Source organism: Longimonas sp. (genome assembly GCF_046498435.1).
Classification (GTDB): Bacteria; Bacteroidota; Rhodothermia; order Rhodothermales; family Salinibacteraceae; genus Longimonas.
In genome coordinates this window covers 1-20,083 of sequence record NZ_JAWOAR010000152.1, presented here as the reverse complement: position 1 = coordinate 20,083, position 20,083 = coordinate 1, and the positions used below count along the sequence as shown (strand labels likewise).

Annotated in this window: 13 protein-coding genes; 2 read left to right on the top strand and 11 right to left on the bottom strand. The window is 59.9% G+C overall.

The window, feature by feature from the left end; all coding sequences use genetic code 11:
* Positions 1-30: 30 nt before the first annotated feature.
* The 7 genes from R6U20_RS05615 to R6U20_RS05585 all read right to left on the bottom strand — a co-directional run bounded on the left by R6U20_RS05615 (position 31) and on the right by R6U20_RS05585 (position 13,340).
* Positions 31-693, bottom strand: coding sequence for a prolyl oligopeptidase family serine peptidase (locus R6U20_RS05615; protein WP_410336883.1), 663 nt, complete (start codon positions 691-693; stop codon positions 31-33).
* Positions 694-801: 108 nt separating this feature from the next.
* Positions 802-3,585: a glycoside hydrolase gene (locus R6U20_RS05610; RefSeq protein WP_410336882.1), complete on the bottom strand. Its 2,784-nt coding sequence runs from the start codon at positions 3,583-3,585 to the stop codon at positions 802-804.
* A 50-nt stretch (positions 3,586-3,635) separates the two neighbouring features.
* Entirely contained in the window at positions 3,636-5,471 is a 1,836-nt protein-coding gene (locus tag R6U20_RS05605) for an FAD-dependent oxidoreductase (protein WP_410336881.1), read from the bottom strand.
* A 20-nt stretch (positions 5,472-5,491) separates the two neighbouring features.
* Positions 5,492-7,297 (bottom strand): sodium:solute symporter family transporter, encoded by a 1,806-nt coding sequence (locus R6U20_RS05600; RefSeq protein WP_410336880.1) that lies wholly within the window; start codon positions 7,295-7,297, stop codon positions 5,492-5,494.
* Between the two features lie 72 nt (positions 7,298-7,369).
* Positions 7,370-8,551, bottom strand: a complete 1,182-nt coding sequence (locus tag R6U20_RS05595) for a glycoside hydrolase family 10 protein (protein ID WP_410336879.1) — start codon at positions 8,549-8,551, stop codon at positions 7,370-7,372.
* Between the two features lie 58 nt (positions 8,552-8,609).
* Positions 8,610-10,097 (bottom strand): SusD/RagB family nutrient-binding outer membrane lipoprotein, encoded by a 1,488-nt coding sequence (locus R6U20_RS05590; RefSeq protein ID WP_410336878.1) that lies wholly within the window; start codon positions 10,095-10,097, stop codon positions 8,610-8,612.
* Between the two features lie 54 nt (positions 10,098-10,151).
* Positions 10,152-13,340: a SusC/RagA family TonB-linked outer membrane protein gene (locus tag R6U20_RS05585; RefSeq protein ID WP_410336877.1), complete on the bottom strand. Its 3,189-nt coding sequence runs from the start codon at positions 13,338-13,340 to the stop codon at positions 10,152-10,154.
* An 886-nt stretch (positions 13,341-14,226) separates the two neighbouring features.
* Here R6U20_RS05585 and R6U20_RS05580 point away from each other — a divergent pair.
* Both R6U20_RS05580 and R6U20_RS05575 read left to right on the top strand, forming a co-directional pair.
* A complete protein-coding gene (locus R6U20_RS05580) occupies positions 14,227-15,246 on the top strand; it encodes a LacI family DNA-binding transcriptional regulator (RefSeq protein WP_410336876.1) in 1,020 nt (339 codons plus the stop codon).
* Between the two features lie 27 nt (positions 15,247-15,273).
* Positions 15,274-16,218, top strand: a complete 945-nt coding sequence (locus R6U20_RS05575) for an ROK family protein (RefSeq protein ID WP_410336875.1) — start codon at positions 15,274-15,276, stop codon at positions 16,216-16,218.
* 33 nt (positions 16,219-16,251) lie between these two features.
* Here R6U20_RS05575 and R6U20_RS05570 read toward each other — a convergent pair whose 3' ends face one another.
* The 4 genes from R6U20_RS05570 to R6U20_RS05555 all read right to left on the bottom strand — a co-directional run bounded on the left by R6U20_RS05570 (position 16,252) and on the right by R6U20_RS05555 (position 19,942).
* Entirely contained in the window at positions 16,252-16,905 is a 654-nt protein-coding gene (locus R6U20_RS05570; protein WP_410336874.1) for a hypothetical protein, read from the bottom strand.
* 36 nt (positions 16,906-16,941) lie between these two features.
* Complete coding sequence (locus tag R6U20_RS05565; RefSeq protein WP_410336873.1) at positions 16,942-17,610, bottom strand: hypothetical protein; 669 nt, start codon at positions 17,608-17,610, stop codon at positions 16,942-16,944.
* Positions 17,607-18,641 carry a vWA domain-containing protein gene (locus R6U20_RS05560; protein WP_410336872.1) on the bottom strand — a complete coding sequence of 345 codons (1,035 nt, stop codon included), beginning with the start codon at positions 18,639-18,641 and terminating at the stop codon, positions 17,607-17,609. The genes R6U20_RS05565 and R6U20_RS05560 overlap by 4 nt, the downstream gene beginning before the upstream one ends.
* Positions 18,642-19,108: 467 nt before the next feature.
* Entirely contained in the window at positions 19,109-19,942 is an 834-nt protein-coding gene (locus R6U20_RS05555) for a nitrilase-related carbon-nitrogen hydrolase (RefSeq protein WP_410336871.1), read from the bottom strand.
* Positions 19,943-20,083: the final 141 nt, after the last annotated feature.

The following is a 20,083-nucleotide window of genomic DNA, read 5'->3' as shown; positions in this document are numbered from 1 at the left end:
CGAAGGTGAGAAACTGGAATACTCAAGCCCTCAAAGTAACGACGCCTTACGCTCATGCTGAAGCATCCAGTCGTAGAGCGCCGAGTTGGCATACGTACGCGTCCACACGTCATGCCCCGCCTCGGGGTCGAGTGTTAGCCGTGCTGTGCCGCCGTGTACCTGCACAGCATCGACCATGGTGCGCGACTGCTCATAGGGAATCGTGGGGTCTTGGGCCCCATGTACCGCCCAAATTGGCACGTCGGTAAGCGCACTCGCCCAGAGCGGGTCTGCGCGTCCGCATATCGGGGCAATGGCCGCGAACAGGCGCGGGCATTTGGCGGACAAGTTCCATATCCCTGTGCCGCCCATGCTTATGCCCGTGCCGTACAGCCGGCTTGGATTAACCCGGTAGCGCTCATGGCACTCGCGGACGAGCGCGTACACTGCGTGCGGATCCCACCAGGTGTCTTCGGGACACTGCGGAGCCACCACCACAAACGGATCGGAGGAAGCCGCCGTCTCGGCCAGTGGACCATGGCGCGTTACCGCTTTTAGGTCGGATCCGCGCTCTCCGGCTCCATGAAGAAAGAGAAGCAGGGGCCACTTCTTCTCCAGATTGCTCCGGTACTCCGACGGAAACGCAACGATGTATCGCATCTGCACGCGATGAACCAGCGTGGCGCGTATGCTCCGAGCTTTCGACGATGCCATATCGGTTTCCTGTCGATTCAAAATCGCGTAATTTGATCCTATTAAGGAACTTAATGCATTATAAATGAAAAGCTTTTCATTGTCAATCGAAAATAATATGGGTGTTGGTTAGGCTTCCGTTCCCCGAAGAAGCAGCGTTTGGATGGCGTGCGGCTTTATCATCGTCGTTAACGTATCTCCCGTTAGCGGAGTAGCCGCCTCATCATCCCACTGCTCGTTCAAGTCGCTATAACAGTATGCCTCGACCGGCCATCCGATGGTTAGGGCCACGCGCTGTGCTGTGCCGCTCCGATTGCAGAGCCGCACGGCTTGTGTGCGAGGCGCTGGGGCTGGGGTTACAGCCGTAACCTCGACCTCGGGCGTGTCGATAGTCAGGAGCGATTGGGTGCGGGGACGTGCTCCTTCAGACGTCACATGGGGCAACGCGGGCATTTCCCGTGTCCAGGCTGGATGCGCAAACATGCGCATCTCCCGAAGCACCGTCGCGCGCTCCCAGGGACCCACCCCGTACGCAAGATCGGCTTTTAGGTCACGCTGACACTGTGCACCAGGGGTTGGCATGCTCGGCCCGGCCTGACAGTCGCGGAGGCGCCCGCCCTCAACCGAGAGCATCCCCACCGCTCGATGCAGCGTAACTGCGATATGGGCGGTTTGCCCGGGTGTCCCACCGGCATCTACCAGTTCAAACTCAGGGAGTCCGCGATTGGCGACCCACGTGCGCAGGCCCTCTGCTTCCACCATTACGCCGTCGCCCTGGTGATGCGTGGGGTAGCGCAGTTCTCCCGGGTAGCCTCCATAGCGATCGGGATGCGATTCAGGGGTTTGCATCGGCTGTTGGGAGCGCGGTGCCCACCGAAAGTGCCCGTCGGCCCAGGCAGTGCGCGTTGCTGCGTGTGCCGGCAGCACAGCACGTAGTCGTCCGTCGCGGGCCGTGTTCGTGTAGCGTGTCGTGATCTCTAGCGCACGCCGCACGCCGAGTTGGACGTTGGTGGTAAGGTGAAGCGTTGTGCGTCCCTGCGGGCCCTGCGCTCGATCGTACGACGCTGGCACCTGCAAAACATGCTGCATTTGCAGAGCATGCGGATCGTGGGGATGCGGGGCGATGTCGGTGCACCGCGCCCACCAGGGACCGTGTTCGGGCACGGGGCCAAACGAATACGTATCGCCTGCATCCAGTTGATATTCAAACTGCAGCACCGGACCCATGGTCTGGCCAGCCGCTTTCGCCTCCAGATACAGCGCCCCTTCGCGCTCAAAAAGCCGATACTGATCGTTTGCACGCTCCAGTGTAGGACCTGTGGATACAGCGGGGGCATCGGAGTTCGGAGATTGCAGCCTGTCGTTGCTGGATGCATCGTTCTGGGATGCATCGTTGCCAGATGCATAGACATGCAGCATCTGATAGCCGAGGGGCGGTACGGTAACGGTTGCGCACACCGTGTACCGACGCCCCCAGGTTTGCTCCAGGTAGGGGTTTCGCATCACCCCGCCAGTGGTGTTGAGCACGCGAATGGGCACGTCGTTTCCTGTGCCGTCGCACGCGTTGAGCGGCTCGGGGGGTGGTGCCGAGGCGCGCGTGCCGTCATCGCTCGGAAACAAGAGCGTGGCTTTTACGCGGTAGGTAGCCTGCCATGGATGCGGATTAAAGACCCAGACGTCTGCCGAACGCGCTCCGGTACCGGCAGGTGCTTCGAATCCCCCGTGCTTTTTCAGATGCTCCAGGTGCTCCACCAACAGTTCGGTGCCGGTTTCCATGACGTGGCGAAACCGTGCCTCGTTGTCTTCATGCACCGCATCTACGCTACAGCCGCAGATATCGTCGTGCGGATGGTTGCGCAGCAGCGTTTTCCAGGCATGACGCAGCACAGGACGCGCATCGGGCCCGGTGGATTCGGCATCCAGCCAGGCGCTCATGGGCTCGGCATATCGACTAAGCAGGCGCTGCGCCCGGTGGTTCTGCTGCTTCAGGTAGATGCGTGTGGAGTAGACGCTCGACAGAATGGGATGGTCAACATTGCCAAGCAGATCGCCCCGGTACGTGCCGTGTGCGCAAGCTTCGGACTTCAGCGCGTCCACAAACATGGGCAGCGTTCCGTGCTCAAGCGTTACGGTATCCATCTGTTCGTTAAGGGCATCGAGCAGAGCAGGAAGCTCGGGCTGCTCAGGCATGTGGTCGAAGCCGTTGCTAAGAAGCACCGTACGCTCTTCTTGCAGCGCTCCCATTTTGGCAACGGCCTCCTCGATCTGCGTGCGCGCCTCATCCACCAAGGGGGCGCGTCCGTCGAAGCGTCCGTACGGGCCGGGGTGGCCAAGCGCCGCGGCGGGGAAATAGCCATCAGGCTGGTAGATAGCGAGCACGCGGTCGCCGTTTGGGGCTTCCCAATTGAACACGGAACCGAGTCGCTCTTTGGTCTCTGCATCCAGGCCACGCATGAACAGATAGGTGTCGAGCCCAAACCCACGCAGCAGTTGGGGCATCTGTGCGATGTGTCCGAAGGGGTCGGGGATATAGCCCACGGGCATGGTGCTGCCAAAACGTGCACAGAGGCGCTGTCCTTCCTGCAAATTACGAATGAGCGCCTCGCCCGAAACCAGAAACAGATCGGGCAAGGTGTACCAGGGCCCAATGAGCATCCGCTCTTGCTCGATAAGCCGCCGCAGCCGGTCTTCTTGATCGGGCCGCACCTCCAGGTAATCTTCCAGTAGCACCGTTTGTCCGTCGAGCGTGAAGGCCCGGTAGCTGGAATCGTCTTCCAACAGATCCATTACGCGGTCAACCAGGCGCACGAGCCGCACGCGAAATCGCTCAAACGGCAGGTACCACGCCCGATCCCAGTGGGTGTGCGATACGACGATGCCTCGGTACGGAGGGGATGCGTTGGCGGCGTCCATGAATCAAAACGAGGGAGCAACGAGCAGGTCAGGCGTAGTGGGAGGCGAAGCTATTCCGCGTTGGTGACGGTGTGCAGCGCAGCCACAAAATCGGCGCGCGAGACGACATCGCTGTCTTCGTTCAGGGCGTTGAGCAGTGGAGCGCGCACGTCGTTGTAGCGCAAAGGCTGGTCGGCTCCGGGGGCAGCAATCGCCTCGGAGAGATCGGCCCGGTCACACCAGCGAGCGGCCCACGATGCCGGCAACGGTGCATCTGGATCGAGCTCGGTCGGGTCGTCATCGCGGAGAATCCCGGCCTGAGCCAGGCGCTGCACCGGCTCGAACAGGTCGTGGTCGGGAGTGATGTCGTACACGATGTAGAGCGGGCACCCGGCATCAATCAGATCATGCTGGATGCGCCCGGTGGATACATCGGCAGGAGCACAGTCGTCGTGCACCGCATGAGCGGCCATCACACCGAGGGCCTGACCCATGAGCATCACAACAGGCTGCAAGCGTGTACAGCCGTTTACGATATGCGTAACGGCAATGCTCTTCTCGCCCACCAGTACGCAGGGATCCTCAATGTCGGGCACGAACACCGACGCAGGCACCTGAAACGGAGCGTTATCCGGGTAGTCCTCATTTAGGCGACAGTCAGGCGGCAGGTGGTGGCGGGCATGATGATGGTCGATGAAATAGTCTCCTACGGCAATCGCATCCGGCTGAATCGGGGCCCGCGGATTGTCATGAGTGGGCACCACGTCTTCCAGTGTCATCACGCTATTGTTCACCATGCGGCGGCTTTCGCGGATGTACGGAATCGGAGGCAGGTGGTCCTCGGTCGGGTACTCATCGGTGGCAAGCTGCCACTCGGGGTGGTCGAGTTCCGTCTGCATGTAGCGCAGGAACTGAATGGTGTGCTGCTTCGCCATGCGCAGCTGCTTCTTCCGATAGAACGGATCCTCGAAGAAAGCCTCCGAAACAGGATAGTCATTTGCATGGTGCGGCCAGTTGAGCAAGTACTTGTCGTTGGGCAGCGCCGCATACGTAATGAAGCGCTCCCACGAATGCACATCGTGCCCGAGATAGTCAGAGTCGGGGTTCTCGCAATCGGCGGTGGTGCTACAGGCAAAGAAGTCCCAACGGGCGCGGTCGGTATCGGCAACGGGAAGCGGAGTGCCCTCGGGATCGCGCACCAGCGTGGCGGCATAGGTCAGGTCTTGCATGTGCATGTCGGGCTCAGCGGGTGCAGGGACTTCCCCGTACTCATCCCGGCTTTCGCGTCCTAACCGGTACGGAATCCCTGCAAGCGGCAGCCCGTCGCCGTATTCCGTCGCATCGATGAAGATACGGCAGGTGAGCGTGCGTTCGGATTCCTGGCAGTTGGCGGGAAGATAGCAATCATCGACAGGCGTGATGCTGATACGCCGCCGGTGTTGAGCCGTCCGTTCGTAGCCGGTAGCGGCCACGCCATGCAGTACAGTAAGGTTGTCTTCGCTGGATACCCATCGATCCAGGATGGCCTGGCCCACGTGTGGCTCGTAGTTGTACAGGCTGATCCACCCCGTTTCCAATGCGTCGTAGGAGCCATAGTGCGCCACGAGTTCCTCGCGGAAGGTGTGCACGAGCCCGCCGCCTGCGCCGTGCTTGTTGCCATCGAGCGCGCTCACCCCGGCGGCAGTAATCATGCCGCCGACCCATGGCGAGGGTTCGAGAATGACGACCTCGGCCCCCAGCCGTGCGGCTTGCAGTCCGGCACACAGGCCGCCCGCGCCTCCGCCAAAGATCACGATGTCGGTTTCGGTGTGCGGCGTTCCCTGAAAGTACGGACCACTCACGTAGGGCATCACCGACAGGCCCGTGGCACCGGCTCCCAGCATGCGGATAAAGTCACGTCGATGCATAGCAGAATAATGCGCAGCGGTTAGGAAGACGGCGACACGTCATCGGCATCGGCCTCCGACGTTGAAAGATGGCGGAACCACACGAAGTACAACCCAACGGTAAGGGCACTGCATGTTGCCAGCAGCCAGGCAAAGGTGGTCCATTCTTTGGTGACGAACGTCATGGTGGTTAGGAACAGCGTAAGCTGCCATGGGACAGCAAGGAGGATGCCGAGGATGTTGCGCCGGTTTTCGGCATGGATGGGCGCGAGGATGGCATCATCCAGCCGTTCGCGCACAGCGCCCCAGTATCCAAAGGGCTTGGTTTCCGTGTAGAAGGTACGGAGCACATCGGCCGAGGTGGGTTCGGTGAGCAGCGAGATAACGATACACGCAACAAATGTGACCGAACCGATCAGCGTGAACGTCCAGATCTCGGCCAGTTCGGGCGCGATCATGTGTTGCACGACAGCCAGCGACATCCCGATGAAGGTGCCGCCTGCATATCCGTATCCATTAAAGCGCCACCAATACCATCGAATGAACTGCGGGACCAGCAGCCCGGCTCCCAGTCCCATGGTGAGCCAGCCCCAGATGTCATTTAGGCTCTCAAAGGCATACGTGGACGCCATGCCGATCACGACAATGACCGCCGACGACGCCCGGCTGTGCCACACGAGGCGCTTTTCGGAGGCATCCGTGTTCAGGAAGCGCTGGTAGATGTCGCGGGTCCAGTAGGCTGCTCCTGCATTCACCACCGAGTCGAAGGTAGACATGGCCGCCGCAATGAGCCCGGCCACCAGCAGCCCTTTCAACCCAACAGGAATGAGCTCAATGAGCACAACGGGGAGCACCTCTTCCGGATTGGCAATGGTTTCGTTCGAGATGCCAAACGACACGCCCATGATAGCAATCGCCATCACGAACGGCCAGCGCAACGAGAGCAAGACGATCCAGAAGGCGCTCAGCAGCCCAGCTTCGCGTTCGTCTTTGGCCGCATAGAAGCGCTGAATGATGTATCCGCCGGTACCGCTCATCCCGTCAATACACGAGCGAAACAGATAGAACAGGATGCCGATGCCAAATAGGCTGTACTGACTGTACGTGCCGGGTAGCTCTTTCTGCCAGTCGGGGATGATGCTTAGCCAGGCCTCGCGCGTGGTCATGAGTTCCTGGAACTCGCCCCCTCCCATAGGGACCGAGATAGCAAACTCGGCGGGGAGCGTGTAGCTTGTCATCGCCAGGTAGACGGTATACACGATAGCTCCAAAGACCAGAAAGCCTTGAAACACATCGGTATAAACGACGCCGTAGAGTCCGCTGGCAATGGTATAGATGGATGCCAGCGCGATCATCCCAATGGCGGCCAGATCGGGCGAAATGCCGAGCAAACGTCCCAGGAAAATGCCCGCGCCTTGCGCAAAATAGGTAACCGTGGCAATGGCAAACGCCAGGTTGGCCAGGGCGGCCAGCAAGCGAGCCGCCTGCCCCTGGCGTCCTGACCCAAATCGGTACTCCATCCACTCCGCCAGCGTCATGACTGCGGCCCGGCGGTTCCACTTCCCCATAAAGATCATGAAGAAGGCCAACAGCAGCACCACCCCGCCGCGAATCTCAATGTAGAAGCCCTGGGCTCCAAGGGCGTAAATGAGTGCCGCAATAATCATGGTGCCGGACACATCCAGGTTCGAGGCCATGCCTGAGGCCCCCAGCGCCCACCACGGAATCTTGTTATTGCCCAAGAAGAAGCTGTCGATGTTACGCCCCGCTCGCCGCTGCATGTACAGCCCGATGCCAATGAGCATCAGGAGGTAGACTGCGATAATGGTGAGGTCAATGGGATGCATAACATCACGTGATTGAAAAGGAGCGGCGGGCTCACCCTGCAAAAGGGAGATGCAAATCAGCAGCGATGCAACTCAGCGTGGCTCGGGCCATGAGGCAGACTGCTGATACACCGTCTCTGCCAGTGCATTGGCAACCTCATCATCGTTGGCGCGCAGGCCCTCATAGAAGAAAAACACCTCTCCGTGCAGATTCATGTCGCGATTGGTACGCACCACCTGCACGGCCTCGTCGGGCGTCATGCGGTAATCGCCCACTTGCAACAAGACGCCCGGATAGATGCGTGCGCGGTCTGATTCGGGGAGGTCTACTGCATCGGGCAGTTGATCTTCGAGGGTTTCCCGGTAGGCCGTGGTATCGCGCCGATAGACCTGTGGGTGCACCCAATCGGCATGACCGTTGCGTAACCACGAAGGCCATTCCTGCAGGTACTCGTCGTAGCCCCATGGGTAGATACTGGGCGACCACGAGACCTGCAGGGTGGGGGAAATGGCCTTCATATCCCCATAGATGCGTTCGGCAATGGCGTTTAGCTGGTCGGCACGCCATGCTTTCCAGTCGGCCTCGTGCGGGTCGGAGGGCGGGTCGGCTCCGTCATGATCGGCCTGGTACTGCTCGACCGTTTGGGGAGCGTATCCGCCTTCGACAGGCTGCGCGGGCAACCGGTCATCCCCTTGCACGCCCGCAACGTCGTACGTGGTGGCCACCTCCTGCATCAGCCCAACCACAAAGTCTTCCACATCCGGATGAAAGGCGTTCATCCAGTGAAAGTCGTTTTTGACGACCGGGTCGCTCTCGGGGGTGCGAGCGGCCCATTCCGGGTGGTGCTCCAGAATGTCCGTAGGGGTAGACTCGGCATGGCGCGCGGCAAAGCCAAACTCGAACCAGGGCACCACCGCCAGGTCGTGCTTATCGGCGGCCTCAATAATCTCGGCCAGCGGATCGCGTCCCTCGTAGGCCGGATCGATAGACACATCGAACCGATCGGCCATGATTTCGCTCGGATACAGGGTCACCCCGTTGTTCCATACCACAGGAAACACCACATTGAAGTGATGCTCAGCCAAAAACGCCATTGCGTCCTCAATCGACGCCTGGCTGTCGAGCACGTCCGAGTCTACGTTGGTGAGCCACACCCCTCGGAGTTCGGTGAGGGGGTCCTCGCCATCAGGCGGCGACTCGGGGGAGCCGTTTTCGCAGCCGGTGCCCCATCCAATACTAAGCACGACGAGTGTCCAGGCAAGCCATCGCATCATATATTTAGAAGGATTCGAGGAGACTCAAAGGCTTTCTGCTGATGTTTGCGAGCGGAGCCTACTCCACATCCCACCACATACGCGACAGGTAGGTATTGCCTTCGTTAAGCCGACCAACGGCGTCGTCGAAGTTCGATCCGTTCACGGTGCTCTCCGATTCTGGATAGGGCACGCGGAGCGGCACCTCGCCATTGGTTGTTCCACCGCTGGGATCCCGGATTTCTTGCAGTTCCGGATAGCCCGTGCGGCGGTATTCGGCCCAGGCCTCGAAGCCGCTCCGCCCGAACAAGGCGAGCCACTTCTGGAGGATAATGCGCTCAAGCTTCTCCTCATCAGAGGCACTTTCATCCCAGGCTACGTCGGGCTGCCCCAGATACGCCTCGACCTCGTCGGCGGACACGTCGTAGCGCTCCATCACAGCCTCAATGCCCTGTTCGTAGTGCACGGCCGGGTCGTCGGCGCTATAGCCGCGCAGCGCGGCCTCGGCTTGCAAGAAGCGCACCTCGGCATGCGACATCACACTAATGGGATGCGTCGGGTCCTGAAACTCAGGGCCGGCTATGGAGAACTCGTCGGGGTTCTGCTCTTGAAGCTGTGAATCCGAAAAGCCGTTGGGGAATCCGCGCCGTTCATCGACATCGTCGGCCAGCGCCACGTCGATGTAGACGGGAAGCCGGGGGTCGTCGAGGTCGCGCAGGTAGTCTTCCAGCGTTTTGCTGACGCGGCTGTCCTGAAAGGACATGACCGTAGCCAGCGAGTTGCGTTCGTTGCGCGAGGATCCGTCGGGACGCAGCTCAGCGGCTTGATCGTTCGAGGCGATGAGGCCGCTGCTGCTATTGAGCGCTGCCTGGGCTTCAGACTCTGCGAGGGCGGGGTCCACCTCGGAGACGCGCATCGCTAAGCGCAAACGCAGCGAGTTTGCAAACCGGCGCCACGCCTCAAGATCGTCACCGTAGAGTACATCGGCATCTCGGAAGCGGTCTTCTTGGCTTTCGTCGAACTGCGCAACCGCTTCATCCAGTTCGTTGAACAGGTCGCGGTAGATCTCTTCTTGCGTGTCGTACGCCGGGGTCGAGTTGCCTGTAAAGGCCTCCGAGTACGGGATGTCGCCAAAGAAGTCCGTCAGGCGCTGCACAACGAACACCTTCCAGATCCGTGCCTGGGCAAGCTTGTTGACTTTTTCCTCGTCTTCGCTCGCCTGGTCGATGACCTGCTGAATGTCTTTGCCGAAGTCGGTATAGGCTTCATCCCAGTAGACGGTAAGCCACCCATCGTTTACGCCATACCGGTCTGTGTTGAACCCTGGTGTGGGATTCGAAAAGTGTTGCACGAACATGTTGGGATGCAAATGCTCACCCACCTGCCAGGTAAAGTCGTCGAGCATAGTCATGCGCAACGACCGCGTAAAGAGCAGGTCTTCGGGGACGTCGGTGGGTTCGTCAGGATTGCTGTTGATGGCGGAGAAGTCGTCGGTGCAGGCGCTTACTGTCATAAGCAATATGAGCGCGCTTAAGCCAACGACCAGCGGTGTGCGTAGGAAGGTCATAGGTCTACAAGGAATCGATGATAAAACAGGCGCGAGAGGCGTGGGCGGTGCGTGCTAAAACTCAGCTTGCAGGCTGAATCCCCAGCTGCGCGTGTTTGGGAAGGCAGCGTATTCGAGGCCCTGCGTAAAGGCACTTCCACTACGGCTTGCAGCGGTAGGGTCGAAGCCCTCGGTATGACGCTCGAAGAAGAACAGATTGGTGCCTGTTGCTGCAATCTGCATTCGGCGGAGCGGTATGCCGTCGAACAGCGACTCGGGCACCTGGTAGCGCAGCGTGGCCTGCTTTAGGCGAATGTAGCTGGCATCATACACGAAGGCCTCGTCAATGCCGCCATCGGGGAATGCTGCAACATCGGTCCAGAACGCTTCCGGATCGACCGCAGTGGTATTGGGCTCGCCGTCTTCGGTCACGCCATCGAAGACAAATCCGTCTTCGCGGCCGTCGAGTGTAGCCTTGTGGTTCCCCGTAAAGTGCGCAGCTGCGTTCGAGAGCGAGTAGATGTCGCCGCCTTGCCGCATGTCGACCAGTACATCGAGGCCCCAGTTTTTATACTGTAGCGAGGAATTGGCCCCGCCCGTCCAATCGGGCTGCACATTGCCAATGGTGCCGTTGCCCCCGCGCTGGGGAATGCCATTCTCGTCGACAATGATGTTGCCGTTATCGTCGCGTGCAAAGGTCTCGCCCACGAGCGCTCCAAACTCACCGCCTTCTTCGGCGATCAGTTGCACGCCCGAGCGGCTCACGCCCAGCAGCCGGGTGTCGATGTCATCCGGAAAGCCTTTCACTTCCGAGCTGTTGGTAGCAAAGTTGAACGACAGCTCCCACTCCAGATCATCGGTTTGCACAGGCGTCCCCCCAATAGAGGCTTCGAATCCGGTATTCGACACTTCGCCGGCATTGATGATGCGACTGGTAAAGCCCGATCCTGAAGAGATCGGGATGTCAATGATCTGGTTTTCGGTGCTCTGGTCGTAAAAGGTAGCCGAAAGACGCGCCCGGTCCTCCCAAAAGCGCAGATCGGTACCGACTTCGACCGATGTGGTGATTTCAGGCTCTACGTCGAGGTTGGGCAGCACATCAGCCACTGTGGCGAAGTTTTGATCTCCAAAAGAGCCGCCCAGCGCATCCCCAATGGCAAAGGTTTGATCGGTCTGATAGGGACTTGCATCGTTTCCCGCTTCGGCCCACGAGGCGCGTACGCGTGCAAAGGAGAGCGCCCCATCGTCCAGCCCGTCGATGGCTTTCGTGAGCACAAGGCTTCCGCTGACAGACGGGTAGAAGAACGAGCGGTTACCTTCGGGTAGGGTAGACGACCAGTCGTTGCGGGCCGCAATGTCTAAAAAGGCATAGTTGCGATATCCCAGTTCAGCAAACCCGTAGATCGACTGAATTTCGCGTCGCGTTTGGCTGACAAACGGCGAATTGGATTCGGCATTGGTGCGCGTGAACAGGTCAGGCACGCTGGCCCCATCGCTGGTAATGCCTTCAAGCAACGTGTTTTGCATAAAGCGGCTGGCCCCTACGTTCGCCTCTGCAAACAGATCACTGGTCAGGTTGCCCTCGGCAGTGAGCAGTGCGTCGTAGTTGGTTTCCTCAACCCGCAAGCTGGTGTTCTCAAACTTGGCGCGCGATGGCGCTGTGCTGACTTCAAACACCGTGCCCGTGGCGCGCTGCCAGGATCGCGTTTCCGAGTAGAAGTCTTGTCCGCCGCGCACCTGTGCACTAAGCCAGTCGGTGAACTCGTAGCGCGCCTGGAGGGCTCCGAGCACACGGTCGCGTTCATCTTCGTTTGTATTCAGGTTGACCGTCCAAAACGGGTTTTGCTTGCGACCGGGCACATTGTTATTCCAGACTACCGGCTCTCCATCGGGCGTGCGGAAGTCGCGGAGGTCGTCGAGGCGCACGCTGCGTGGCATCAGCAAGAACGACTGCACGGTGTTGTCGGGGTTGTCTGCCAGCACAGGCCGGTTAAACGACTCGCGCTTCAGATACGTAGCACGCCCCGTCATCGACAGGCGGTCGGTAACGTCATATCGGGATGAAAGCGTAAACGTATTCTGATCCAATTCATTGTTGGGCAGCAGTCCCCGATCACGCAGGTTCGTGTACGAGGCCCGCACCGTTCCTTGCTCGCCGCCGCCATACACGCTCACCGAATTGGTGAGGGTCGTGGCGGTATCGTAGAAGTCGCGCACATTGTCTTCTTGCGGCTCGTAGGGACCGACTTCGCCATTGAAACGCCGCACCGTCTGCCCCTCCATGCGCGGCCCGAAGCTGGACTCGGTGCCACTGGGAATGAAGAGCGTACCGTCGCTATCGGAGGGCAAGGTGCCGCCTGTTCCGCGGCCATATTCGTTCTGAAACTCCTCATCGATCCAGACGGTGGGGGTGCGAGCGCTCAGGCTGGTGCGGTAGCTTACGCCCAGTCCGTCTTGCGCGGCATCACCCTTGCGCGTGGTAATTTCGATGGCCCCGTTGCCGCCGCGCGTGCCGTAGAGGGCGGCGGCTGCAGGCCCCTTAAGCACGGAGATGGACTCAATGTCGCCAGGATTCAGATTGGTGATGCCATCACCAAAGTCAAACCCGCCAAACCGACCGGCTGGCTGAAACTGCGAGTTGTTGATTGGAATCCCGTCGAGGACAATGAGCGCATTGTTGTTTTTGTTGAGCGACGACTCACCACGCAAGACCAACCGCGATGACCCGCCCGACCCCGATCCAGCCTGATCGATCTGCAACCCCGACACGCGACCAGCCAGGGTACTGGCCAGGCTCACCGTATTCGCAGTTTCAAGGTTGTCCGTCTCAATCGATTCGAGCGAATATCCGAGCTGGTCTTCTTCGCGCGTCACACCCAGCGCCGTCACCACGATGCTCTCAGCTTCTACCGTAGACGGTACAAGCGCTACATCAATCTCGGTGCGTCCGTCAATAGCAACGCGCTGCGTTTCGTATCCGATAAACGAAAAGGCAAGCGAATCAGCATCGCTTGGCACATTGGTAAGCTCATAGGAGCCGTCGGACGACGTAGAGGTGCCCACCGTAGAGCCGACAACGGTGATGTTTACCCCTGGTAGCACTTCTTCCGACTGTGCATCAGTCACCGTGCCGCTAATCGTTCGTCCTTGTGCCCATGCCGTAGCCGGACTGCTCAAGGCCCAGAGTAGTATGATAACTGGCAGCAATCGCCCGATGCTGGCGATTCCACCTGTATGTGGTGTCCATCGATTAACTAATCGCATAGCACAAAAGGCTTTTTTCCAAAACGTAAACCAAGGGTGGAAGCGCTTTCTTTCCTAACACGCTGATAACAATGAAAAGCTTTTCATTAATAAAAGTCAAATCGCTGTCGAAAAAAACTTTTCACCGGTTTTATTCAAGGGGTAGAGCCTTTCACGACTTGCAATCATGAAAAGGTTTTCTTTGATTAAGATTCCTGTTTTCCTCAGAAATGTCCGGTGACGGCTGCTACGACAGTGCTAAACCCCGCTCGAATGCCGCGTCCTGCAACGCGTTAGCCATGCCCGCAACCGAACTTGACGCTGTTTCCTTTAGACGATTTGTCGAACCGAGCGGTGACGGACTGTAGTGCCTTCTCAGATGGCCCTTGCGGAACGCCGAGTCAAGGGTTCATCGGAAGATGATTTCAGGGTGATCATCAGAATGAGGATTGACGTAGCACGAGTCGGTTCCTATAGATCGACTCTCATTGATCTGACCGGGCAGACCGATTCAAAACCGGTGGGCTTGGATCCCATCCCGTTGTTGAGCAATTGCTTTCTGCGGATTTCTTCATAACACGTAAGTTGTTTGCAAACAAGATGTCTTAGGGTATGTGTGAACGTGGAGCCTTTAGGCGTCCTTTCCGTCTGACGTGCACACGTCTGTTCAGCAGTGCCTGCCCGGCCATGCCTCGGTGGCATCTGTTTCGAACATCTGTTTAGAGCAACGCCTGGTCTACAAGACGGACTTCTTTCCTTTTTGGATCGCGTCGGTTCTGCTTTAGGAGGAGACCGACAGCCGCCGTGTTCAGCATACTGACTACGGCTCCTATGAACTGCTGCATCGGACTTTTCTCTTTGCGGACTTGTCCGAGGCGCTCTTCCGCCTGAATTATCTTTACCGTTTATGTCTACCCTCAAGGAAGTTGCGGAACGGGCCGATGTGTCGATTAGCACCGTTTCCCGTGTGCTCAACCGCCCCGAAAAAGTGAAGCCCACCACACGGGCGCGCGTGCAAGAGGCCATTGCCGCGTTGGACTATCAGCCCAGCCGGATTGCGCAGCGGCTTCGCGATCGTGCTGGACACTCCGAACTCATCGGCATGGTCATTCCGGATATCCAGAACCCGTTCTACTCGCAAGTGGTGCGGGGGGCCGAGGATGTCGCCTATACCCGTGGAGCCGCTATCATTCTCTGTAACTCTGACGAAACCCCTGAACGCGAGCACTTCTACTTCGACATCTTGCGGGGCGAGTCGGCCGACGGGGTCTTGCTGCCGCCAAGTATGCGGCAAACCGGCGCTCTGGATGTGGACCTGGATGACTTCTCGATGCCCATTGTTTGCTTTGACCGCCGCATGCCTGGCGATCCGGTCGATACGGTTGTGGTCGACAACCAGCGCGGGGCTCGGGAGATGACGCAGCATCTGATCGAGAACGGGCACCGTCGCATTGGGCTCATCTGCGGCCCTGAATCCCTCACGACCAGTACAGAGCGAGCCGATGGCTATCGTGAGGCCCTGCACGCCGCCGATCTGCCTGTTGACGAGTCGCTGATCTTTATGGATGCCCCACGTCAGGAGGCGGGTTACGAGCGGGCCCGCGAACTGCTGCGTGGCACGTCTCCTCCTTCGGCCCTCTTTGCTGCCAATAATCAGCTCGCGCTGGGGGCGTTTGAATATGTGCGCGAGCGGGGCCTGTCAGTCCCCGACGAACTGGCTATTGTAGCGTTTGACGATGCACCGTGGGCTAAGCTGCTCACCCCCTCCCTAACGACGGTGCGCCAGCCTGCTTATGAGATGGGGCGGCGTGCAGCAAGGCTCCTTTTCGACCGGATCGATTCGCCAACCGACGCTCCGGTCCTTGTTACGCTACCGCCCACCTTGGTCATTCGCGAGTCGTGTGGAGCCTCCGCAACCCGCCAATAGTCTTCTTATCGCTCTCTTGTGCACCCCATGGCCACCTCAACACGTTGGTACGGAGCCGTCGAAACCGGAGGAACGACCTGTGTCTGCGCAATTGGGCAGGGGCCTGCCGATGTACAGAAGTCGGTGCGTATTCCAACGACCACCCCAGCCGAAACACTCTCTCAAATTATCGACTTTTTTCGCCAGGCCCGTCCCAATATCTCAACGCTTGGCGTAGGCACATTTGGCCCGGTCGATCTTTCTCCCTCGTCGTCCACCTTCGGCCACCTGCTTCAAACCCCTAAGCGCGAATGGAGTCATATCGACTTGAAGGGACAGCTGCAACAGGCGCTTCGCCTACCCGTCGTTCTGGACACGGACGTGAATGTGGCAGCCCGTGCCGAATATCACATGGGAGCCGCGCAATCGGTCGATACCTTCTTGTACCTTACGGTAGGCACCGGTATAGGAGGCAGCTTGATGGTCGAGGGGAAGGGCCTGCGCGGGCTGCTGCATCCGGAGATGGGGCACATCCACGTGCCGCGCGCCTCAAACGATACCTTTCAAGGCGCCTGCCCGTACCACGGGACGTGCTTAGAAGGGTTGGCAAGTGCTCCTGCCATAGAAGCCCGGTGGGGCATCGCCCCCAATAAACTTCCCGATGACCATGCTGCCTGGCCGATGCAGGCCTATTACTTGGCCCAGGCTTGTGCTTCATTTGTCTATACGTTTTCGCCCGAACGGATCATCTTAGGGGGCGGTGTCATGCAGCGCCAATCACTTTTCCCGATGATTCGGAATCGCTTTCGGGATCTATTTAGCACCTACCTTACCCTCCCTGAACTCACCCAAAATGTAGGCAGGTACATTGTGCCGCCTGCGCTGGGCAGCCACGCAGGGATACGTGGCGCGCTCGCCCTGGCCCAAAGTGGGGCACGGAACGGTTCGATGTTTGGCGACCCCTCCTCCGATGAGTCCCCTTCGTATTCTTAGCGCCCCCTCCGGCTCTGCCTGTCAAGAAGGTGCTTATCCATCCTGGTGTGTGGGGTCGGTGTCTTCGTAGCCCCATGGCGCAGGCGGCGGATCGACCGGGTCGGTGAGGTCGAATGCGATTTCATAACGAGCGCCCGTGTTCTCACGAACCAGGATATACGTGTACGCCTCGCTGGTTACCTCCACCGTCCACACGTTCGAGGCGGCAGCAGGCAACAGGTCGGCCGTAAACGCGTCGGCGGGGAAGGACTGGCGGGTGGCGGTGCCCTCGCCATCGGTCTCGCCGCCGTACTGCGTAACCTCGTCCTCGGTGCCGTCGTCGTGGCGATGATCGTGCTTCAGGCGCAGTCCGTCGTCGGTCTGGTTGATGATCCAGGTGCGAGAGCGGTCGTCGCCCACATGAAAGGGGATGCGAATCTCGTCGTCAACGCACTGACGCACATGCATCACCAGCGCTTCATCGGCAAAGGTGTCCTCGCCCTCAGGCGCATCGAGAGCGGTGCCTGCAAATGCCTGGCCGCAAAGCGATTCTAACGATGCCCAGAAGGCTTCCTGAGGCGGTGAGACCGAGGCAGACTCCGTGGCTGTGGTGTCGGAGGTGGCGTTGCTGTTGGGGGACGGCGTATCGCTGGCGCATCCGGCCCAACACAGCGCAGTAACGAGAGTGATATAGCGGAGGTATGACATCAGCACGGAGAAATGTGAGGAAGAGCCACCTTCAAGTTACGGGCGGCGTACGGTGGATACGCTGTCTTGGTCGATGGTAGCGATGGTGCCGAGGCGTCCCATAAAGTCCTGATACGCCGCTACGGTTGAGTCTTCAGCCAGGCCGTCTTGCATGAGGGTAAACGCCGCTGTGTAATTACGCTGCGCCGCCAGCGCCTCGGCCCGCCGTTTCAGGCGCTGCGCATAATCCGACGGGTCCACATCCGGCGTATCGGCACGAGCGGATGGGGCCGACTGCTGGCGCGCCATCACTTCATAGTTGTGGCGGGCGTCTTCGTGGGCCGGGTCCAGGAGCAACGCGGCGCGGTAGTGCGCAAGGGCGGTTTCGGTATCGCCGGTGCGGGCGGCATTGGTGGCCCGGTTGTAGCGGATGCGCACGCGCTGGTCCTTACTCTCTGCATACTCTTGCGCTACCCCAAACACCGAATCGGCCTGGACATACGCCTCTTGCTGATACAGGGCCGCCGCCCAGTTGTGATGGAGCGCCGCATAGCGTGTGCTATCGCGCGGATCCGTTTGTGCAATGCCTGCCTGAAATGCTGCCTCGGCCTCCGCAAATGCACCGCGTTCGTACAGCGTGTTGCCGCGCCGCCCCTCCGAGTCTCCACTCGATGTCCAGAGCGCGCTCATCAGTACCGGAAGGAGCAGCCAGCGGAGGAGCGTCATGGGGTTGCGGGGTTGGTAGCAAATGCGGGGCGCGCCGGATCCCACGCGGTATCCACCAGAAGCAGCGCCAGCGCCAGCGCCAGGGGAATCCAGAAGCCTTCGTAGTATGTGTCAAAGCGCTCTATGCCAATGAGCGAGCGTTCCAGTCCGCGCAGGTCGTCCACAAAAGCGCTGAGGGAGCCGGTGGCCGGGCCCAGTTCGTAGTAGCGTCCTGGTCCGGTGGGCAAGGCACGCAGGCCGTCGGCGTTCAGGCGGCTCGTCACGATGGATCCGTTGTCTTCGCGGAGCCAGTGGGTGCGGGTGCCGTTCTCGTTGTAGATCGGGATGCGGGCGCCGTTTTCGGTGCCAATACCGGCGGTGTAGAGCGCAATGTCGTTGGATTGGGCCTGGGCGCGAGCGGCCTCGACCTCGCCATCGTGAAACTCGCCATCGGAGAGGAGCAGCACGGCCTGCGCGCGTGGAGGGGCATTGGGATCGCTGGGCGTATCTCGGGCATCGAGCGCATTTGTAGCGCCCTGCAGGGCCGCTTCCACGTTTGAACCCGGCGCAGGCATGGAGGCCGGGTCGGCGGCATCCAGTAAACTCCGCAGCGCGGCATAGTCGGTGGTAAGGGGTGCTTGCAGCAGACCGCTGCCTGCAAAGACGACCAGCGCCACGCGGTCGCCTGCCAACTGGTCGAGCACGCCGTGGAGTTCGTTGCGCGCACGGTCGAGGCGGGTGGGGGCAATGTCTTCAGCCTGCATCGAGCGCGACAGATCGAGAGCCACGACCAGGTCAAGGCCGCGCTGCTCCACCTCGCGCTCTGCGCCGCCCATCCGTGGACGCGCCAGTCCCAGCACAAGCAGGGCCACCACAATGGTGACCACGGCGGCTTGCACCTGCCGCCGCCACCGCAGGGTCGGACGCACATCTTCAGAGATCCAACCGTGGGCATACGCCGCCTGCCGCTGGCGCTGCGCCCATGCGAACAGCCCTACGACCACCGGCAGCCCTATCAGTATCCAGATGTATTCGGGCGCGGCCCATTCCATAGCGCAGGTGTCGTTTAAGAGGTAATGGTTACGCTATAAGTGATTGCTGAAGATCTTCAAGACGTGTCTGCTCTCTTCATCATATTGGCGACTATACGAACGTTCGCCGCGCCTTCTGGAGAAGCCCTTGCTACTGCTCCAAGTCATCCTGACGCCGCCAGGCGGAAGGATCTCGACGCTGCTCCACATGTCCAGCTATGCTGCTCATTGAGGTCGCCCCATCGCACAAAACCAGACGCCAGCAGCAACTCCGCATTACCTGAGATGCTTCACTGCGTTCAGCATGACGATACAGAACCAGGTATGCAGAAAACTCCGACGTGTGTTGTCAAGGTCTCTGTAGCCTGTGCTGAATGTGCTTCTACGGGCGAACGGGGGACCGTTCGCCCCAGGAATGGTTTTTTGGGCAGACAACCATTGTACGATGCAACTATTAACAGAAGGTGTCAGCGCTTCTACGCCCGATTTCAAATCCGGTTTGGAGCCACAGCACCATGCGCGTACTGATCGGGGCGCCGGTCTTTTAGAAAAAGGCGTCGGGCCGGGGCTTCCTTGCACCGGTCCAGGTCAATGTGCGCATGAAGGATTGCGTCTTCGCCACGCGGCGCCTGGTCTACGAGCTGCCCAAACGGGTCGGTGACGAACGAGCCGCCGTCGAAGGTGAGCACATCTTCTTCGCCGACGCGGTTAGCCAGTGCCATGAAGTAGCCGTTCTGGAAGGCGCCCACGCGGAGCTCCGCTTCGAAGAGCCCGTCGGGCCACTCGCCTTCGGCACCGGCTTGTGGGACGACGACCAGATCGGCCCCGTCCAGCGCAAGCGCGCGCAGATACTCAGGGTAGTGGCGGTCGTAGCAGATCGCAACACCAATTCGTCCGGCGGCGGTGTCGTAGACGGGCGCGCCGGTATCGCCCGGGGCGTAGTAGCCTTCCTCATAGAACCCGTCGTAGTCGGTGATGTGCATCATGCGCGTGATGCCAAGCAGCGTACCATCCGCATCGATAACCGGCGAAGTGTCGTAGGCCCGATCGCCATCGCGTTCGTACAGATTGAGTACCACAACCACGCCCCGACGCGCGGCGGCGTCCTGGAACGCTTCGGTGGTGGGTCCTGGGATCGGCTCGGCCTTGTCGTGAGCATCGGGCCCGGCGCGGTGCTGCGGATAGAAGGGCGTGAACGCCAGCTCGGGATACACCACGCAGTCGGCTCCTGCATCGGCGGCGGCATCGAGCGCACGCAGTCCCCGCTTCAGGTTATCGTCCAGATTGGGGGTGGCATGCTGCTGAACAAGGGCAAGATGCATGGCAATGGGACGTATGGGGTGGAACGCGTGGATCTCTGACGTACGCATGACGCCAGCTGTCAAGGTAGCGTCCGTAGTGCAAACAGGCAACTCCCCCACACGAGGAAGCGCACAGCTACTGCTTTGTCACAGGTCAATCTT

What these genes read in the sequence shown, in the direction of transcription:
- R6U20_RS05600 (WP_410336880.1), bottom strand. Translation starts at nt 7,297, where the DNA reads ATGCATCCCATTGACCTCACCATTATCGCAGTCTACCTCCTGATGCTC.
- R6U20_RS05585 (WP_410336877.1), bottom strand. Translation starts at nt 13,340, where the DNA reads ATGCGATTAGTTAATCGATGGACACCACATACAGGTGGAATCGCCAGC.
- R6U20_RS05560 (WP_410336872.1), bottom strand. Translation starts at nt 18,641, where the DNA reads ATGGAATGGGCCGCGCCCGAATACATCTGGATACTGATAGGGCTGCCG.
- R6U20_RS05570 (WP_410336874.1), bottom strand. Translation starts at nt 16,905, where the DNA reads ATGTCATACCTCCGCTATATCACTCTCGTTACTGCGCTGTGTTGGGCC.
- R6U20_RS05605 (WP_410336881.1), bottom strand. Translation starts at nt 5,471, where the DNA reads ATGCATCGACGTGACTTTATCCGCATGCTGGGAGCCGGTGCCACGGGC.
- R6U20_RS05610 (WP_410336882.1), bottom strand. Translation starts at nt 3,585, where the DNA reads ATGGACGCCGCCAACGCATCCCCTCCGTACCGAGGCATCGTCGTATCG.
- R6U20_RS05580 (WP_410336876.1), top strand. Translation starts at nt 14,227, where the DNA reads ATGTCTACCCTCAAGGAAGTTGCGGAACGGGCCGATGTGTCGATTAGC.
- R6U20_RS05575 (WP_410336875.1), top strand. Translation starts at nt 15,274, where the DNA reads ATGGCCACCTCAACACGTTGGTACGGAGCCGTCGAAACCGGAGGAACG.
- R6U20_RS05615 (WP_410336883.1), bottom strand. Translation starts at nt 693, where the DNA reads ATGGCATCGTCGAAAGCTCGGAGCATACGCGCCACGCTGGTTCATCGC.
- R6U20_RS05595 (WP_410336879.1), bottom strand. Translation starts at nt 8,551, where the DNA reads ATGATGCGATGGCTTGCCTGGACACTCGTCGTGCTTAGTATTGGATGG.
- R6U20_RS05590 (WP_410336878.1), bottom strand. Translation starts at nt 10,097, where the DNA reads ATGACCTTCCTACGCACACCGCTGGTCGTTGGCTTAAGCGCGCTCATA.
- R6U20_RS05555 (WP_410336871.1), bottom strand. Translation starts at nt 19,942, where the DNA reads ATGCATCTTGCCCTTGTTCAGCAGCATGCCACCCCCAATCTGGACGAT.
- R6U20_RS05565 (WP_410336873.1), bottom strand. Translation starts at nt 17,610, where the DNA reads ATGACGCTCCTCCGCTGGCTGCTCCTTCCGGTACTGATGAGCGCGCTC.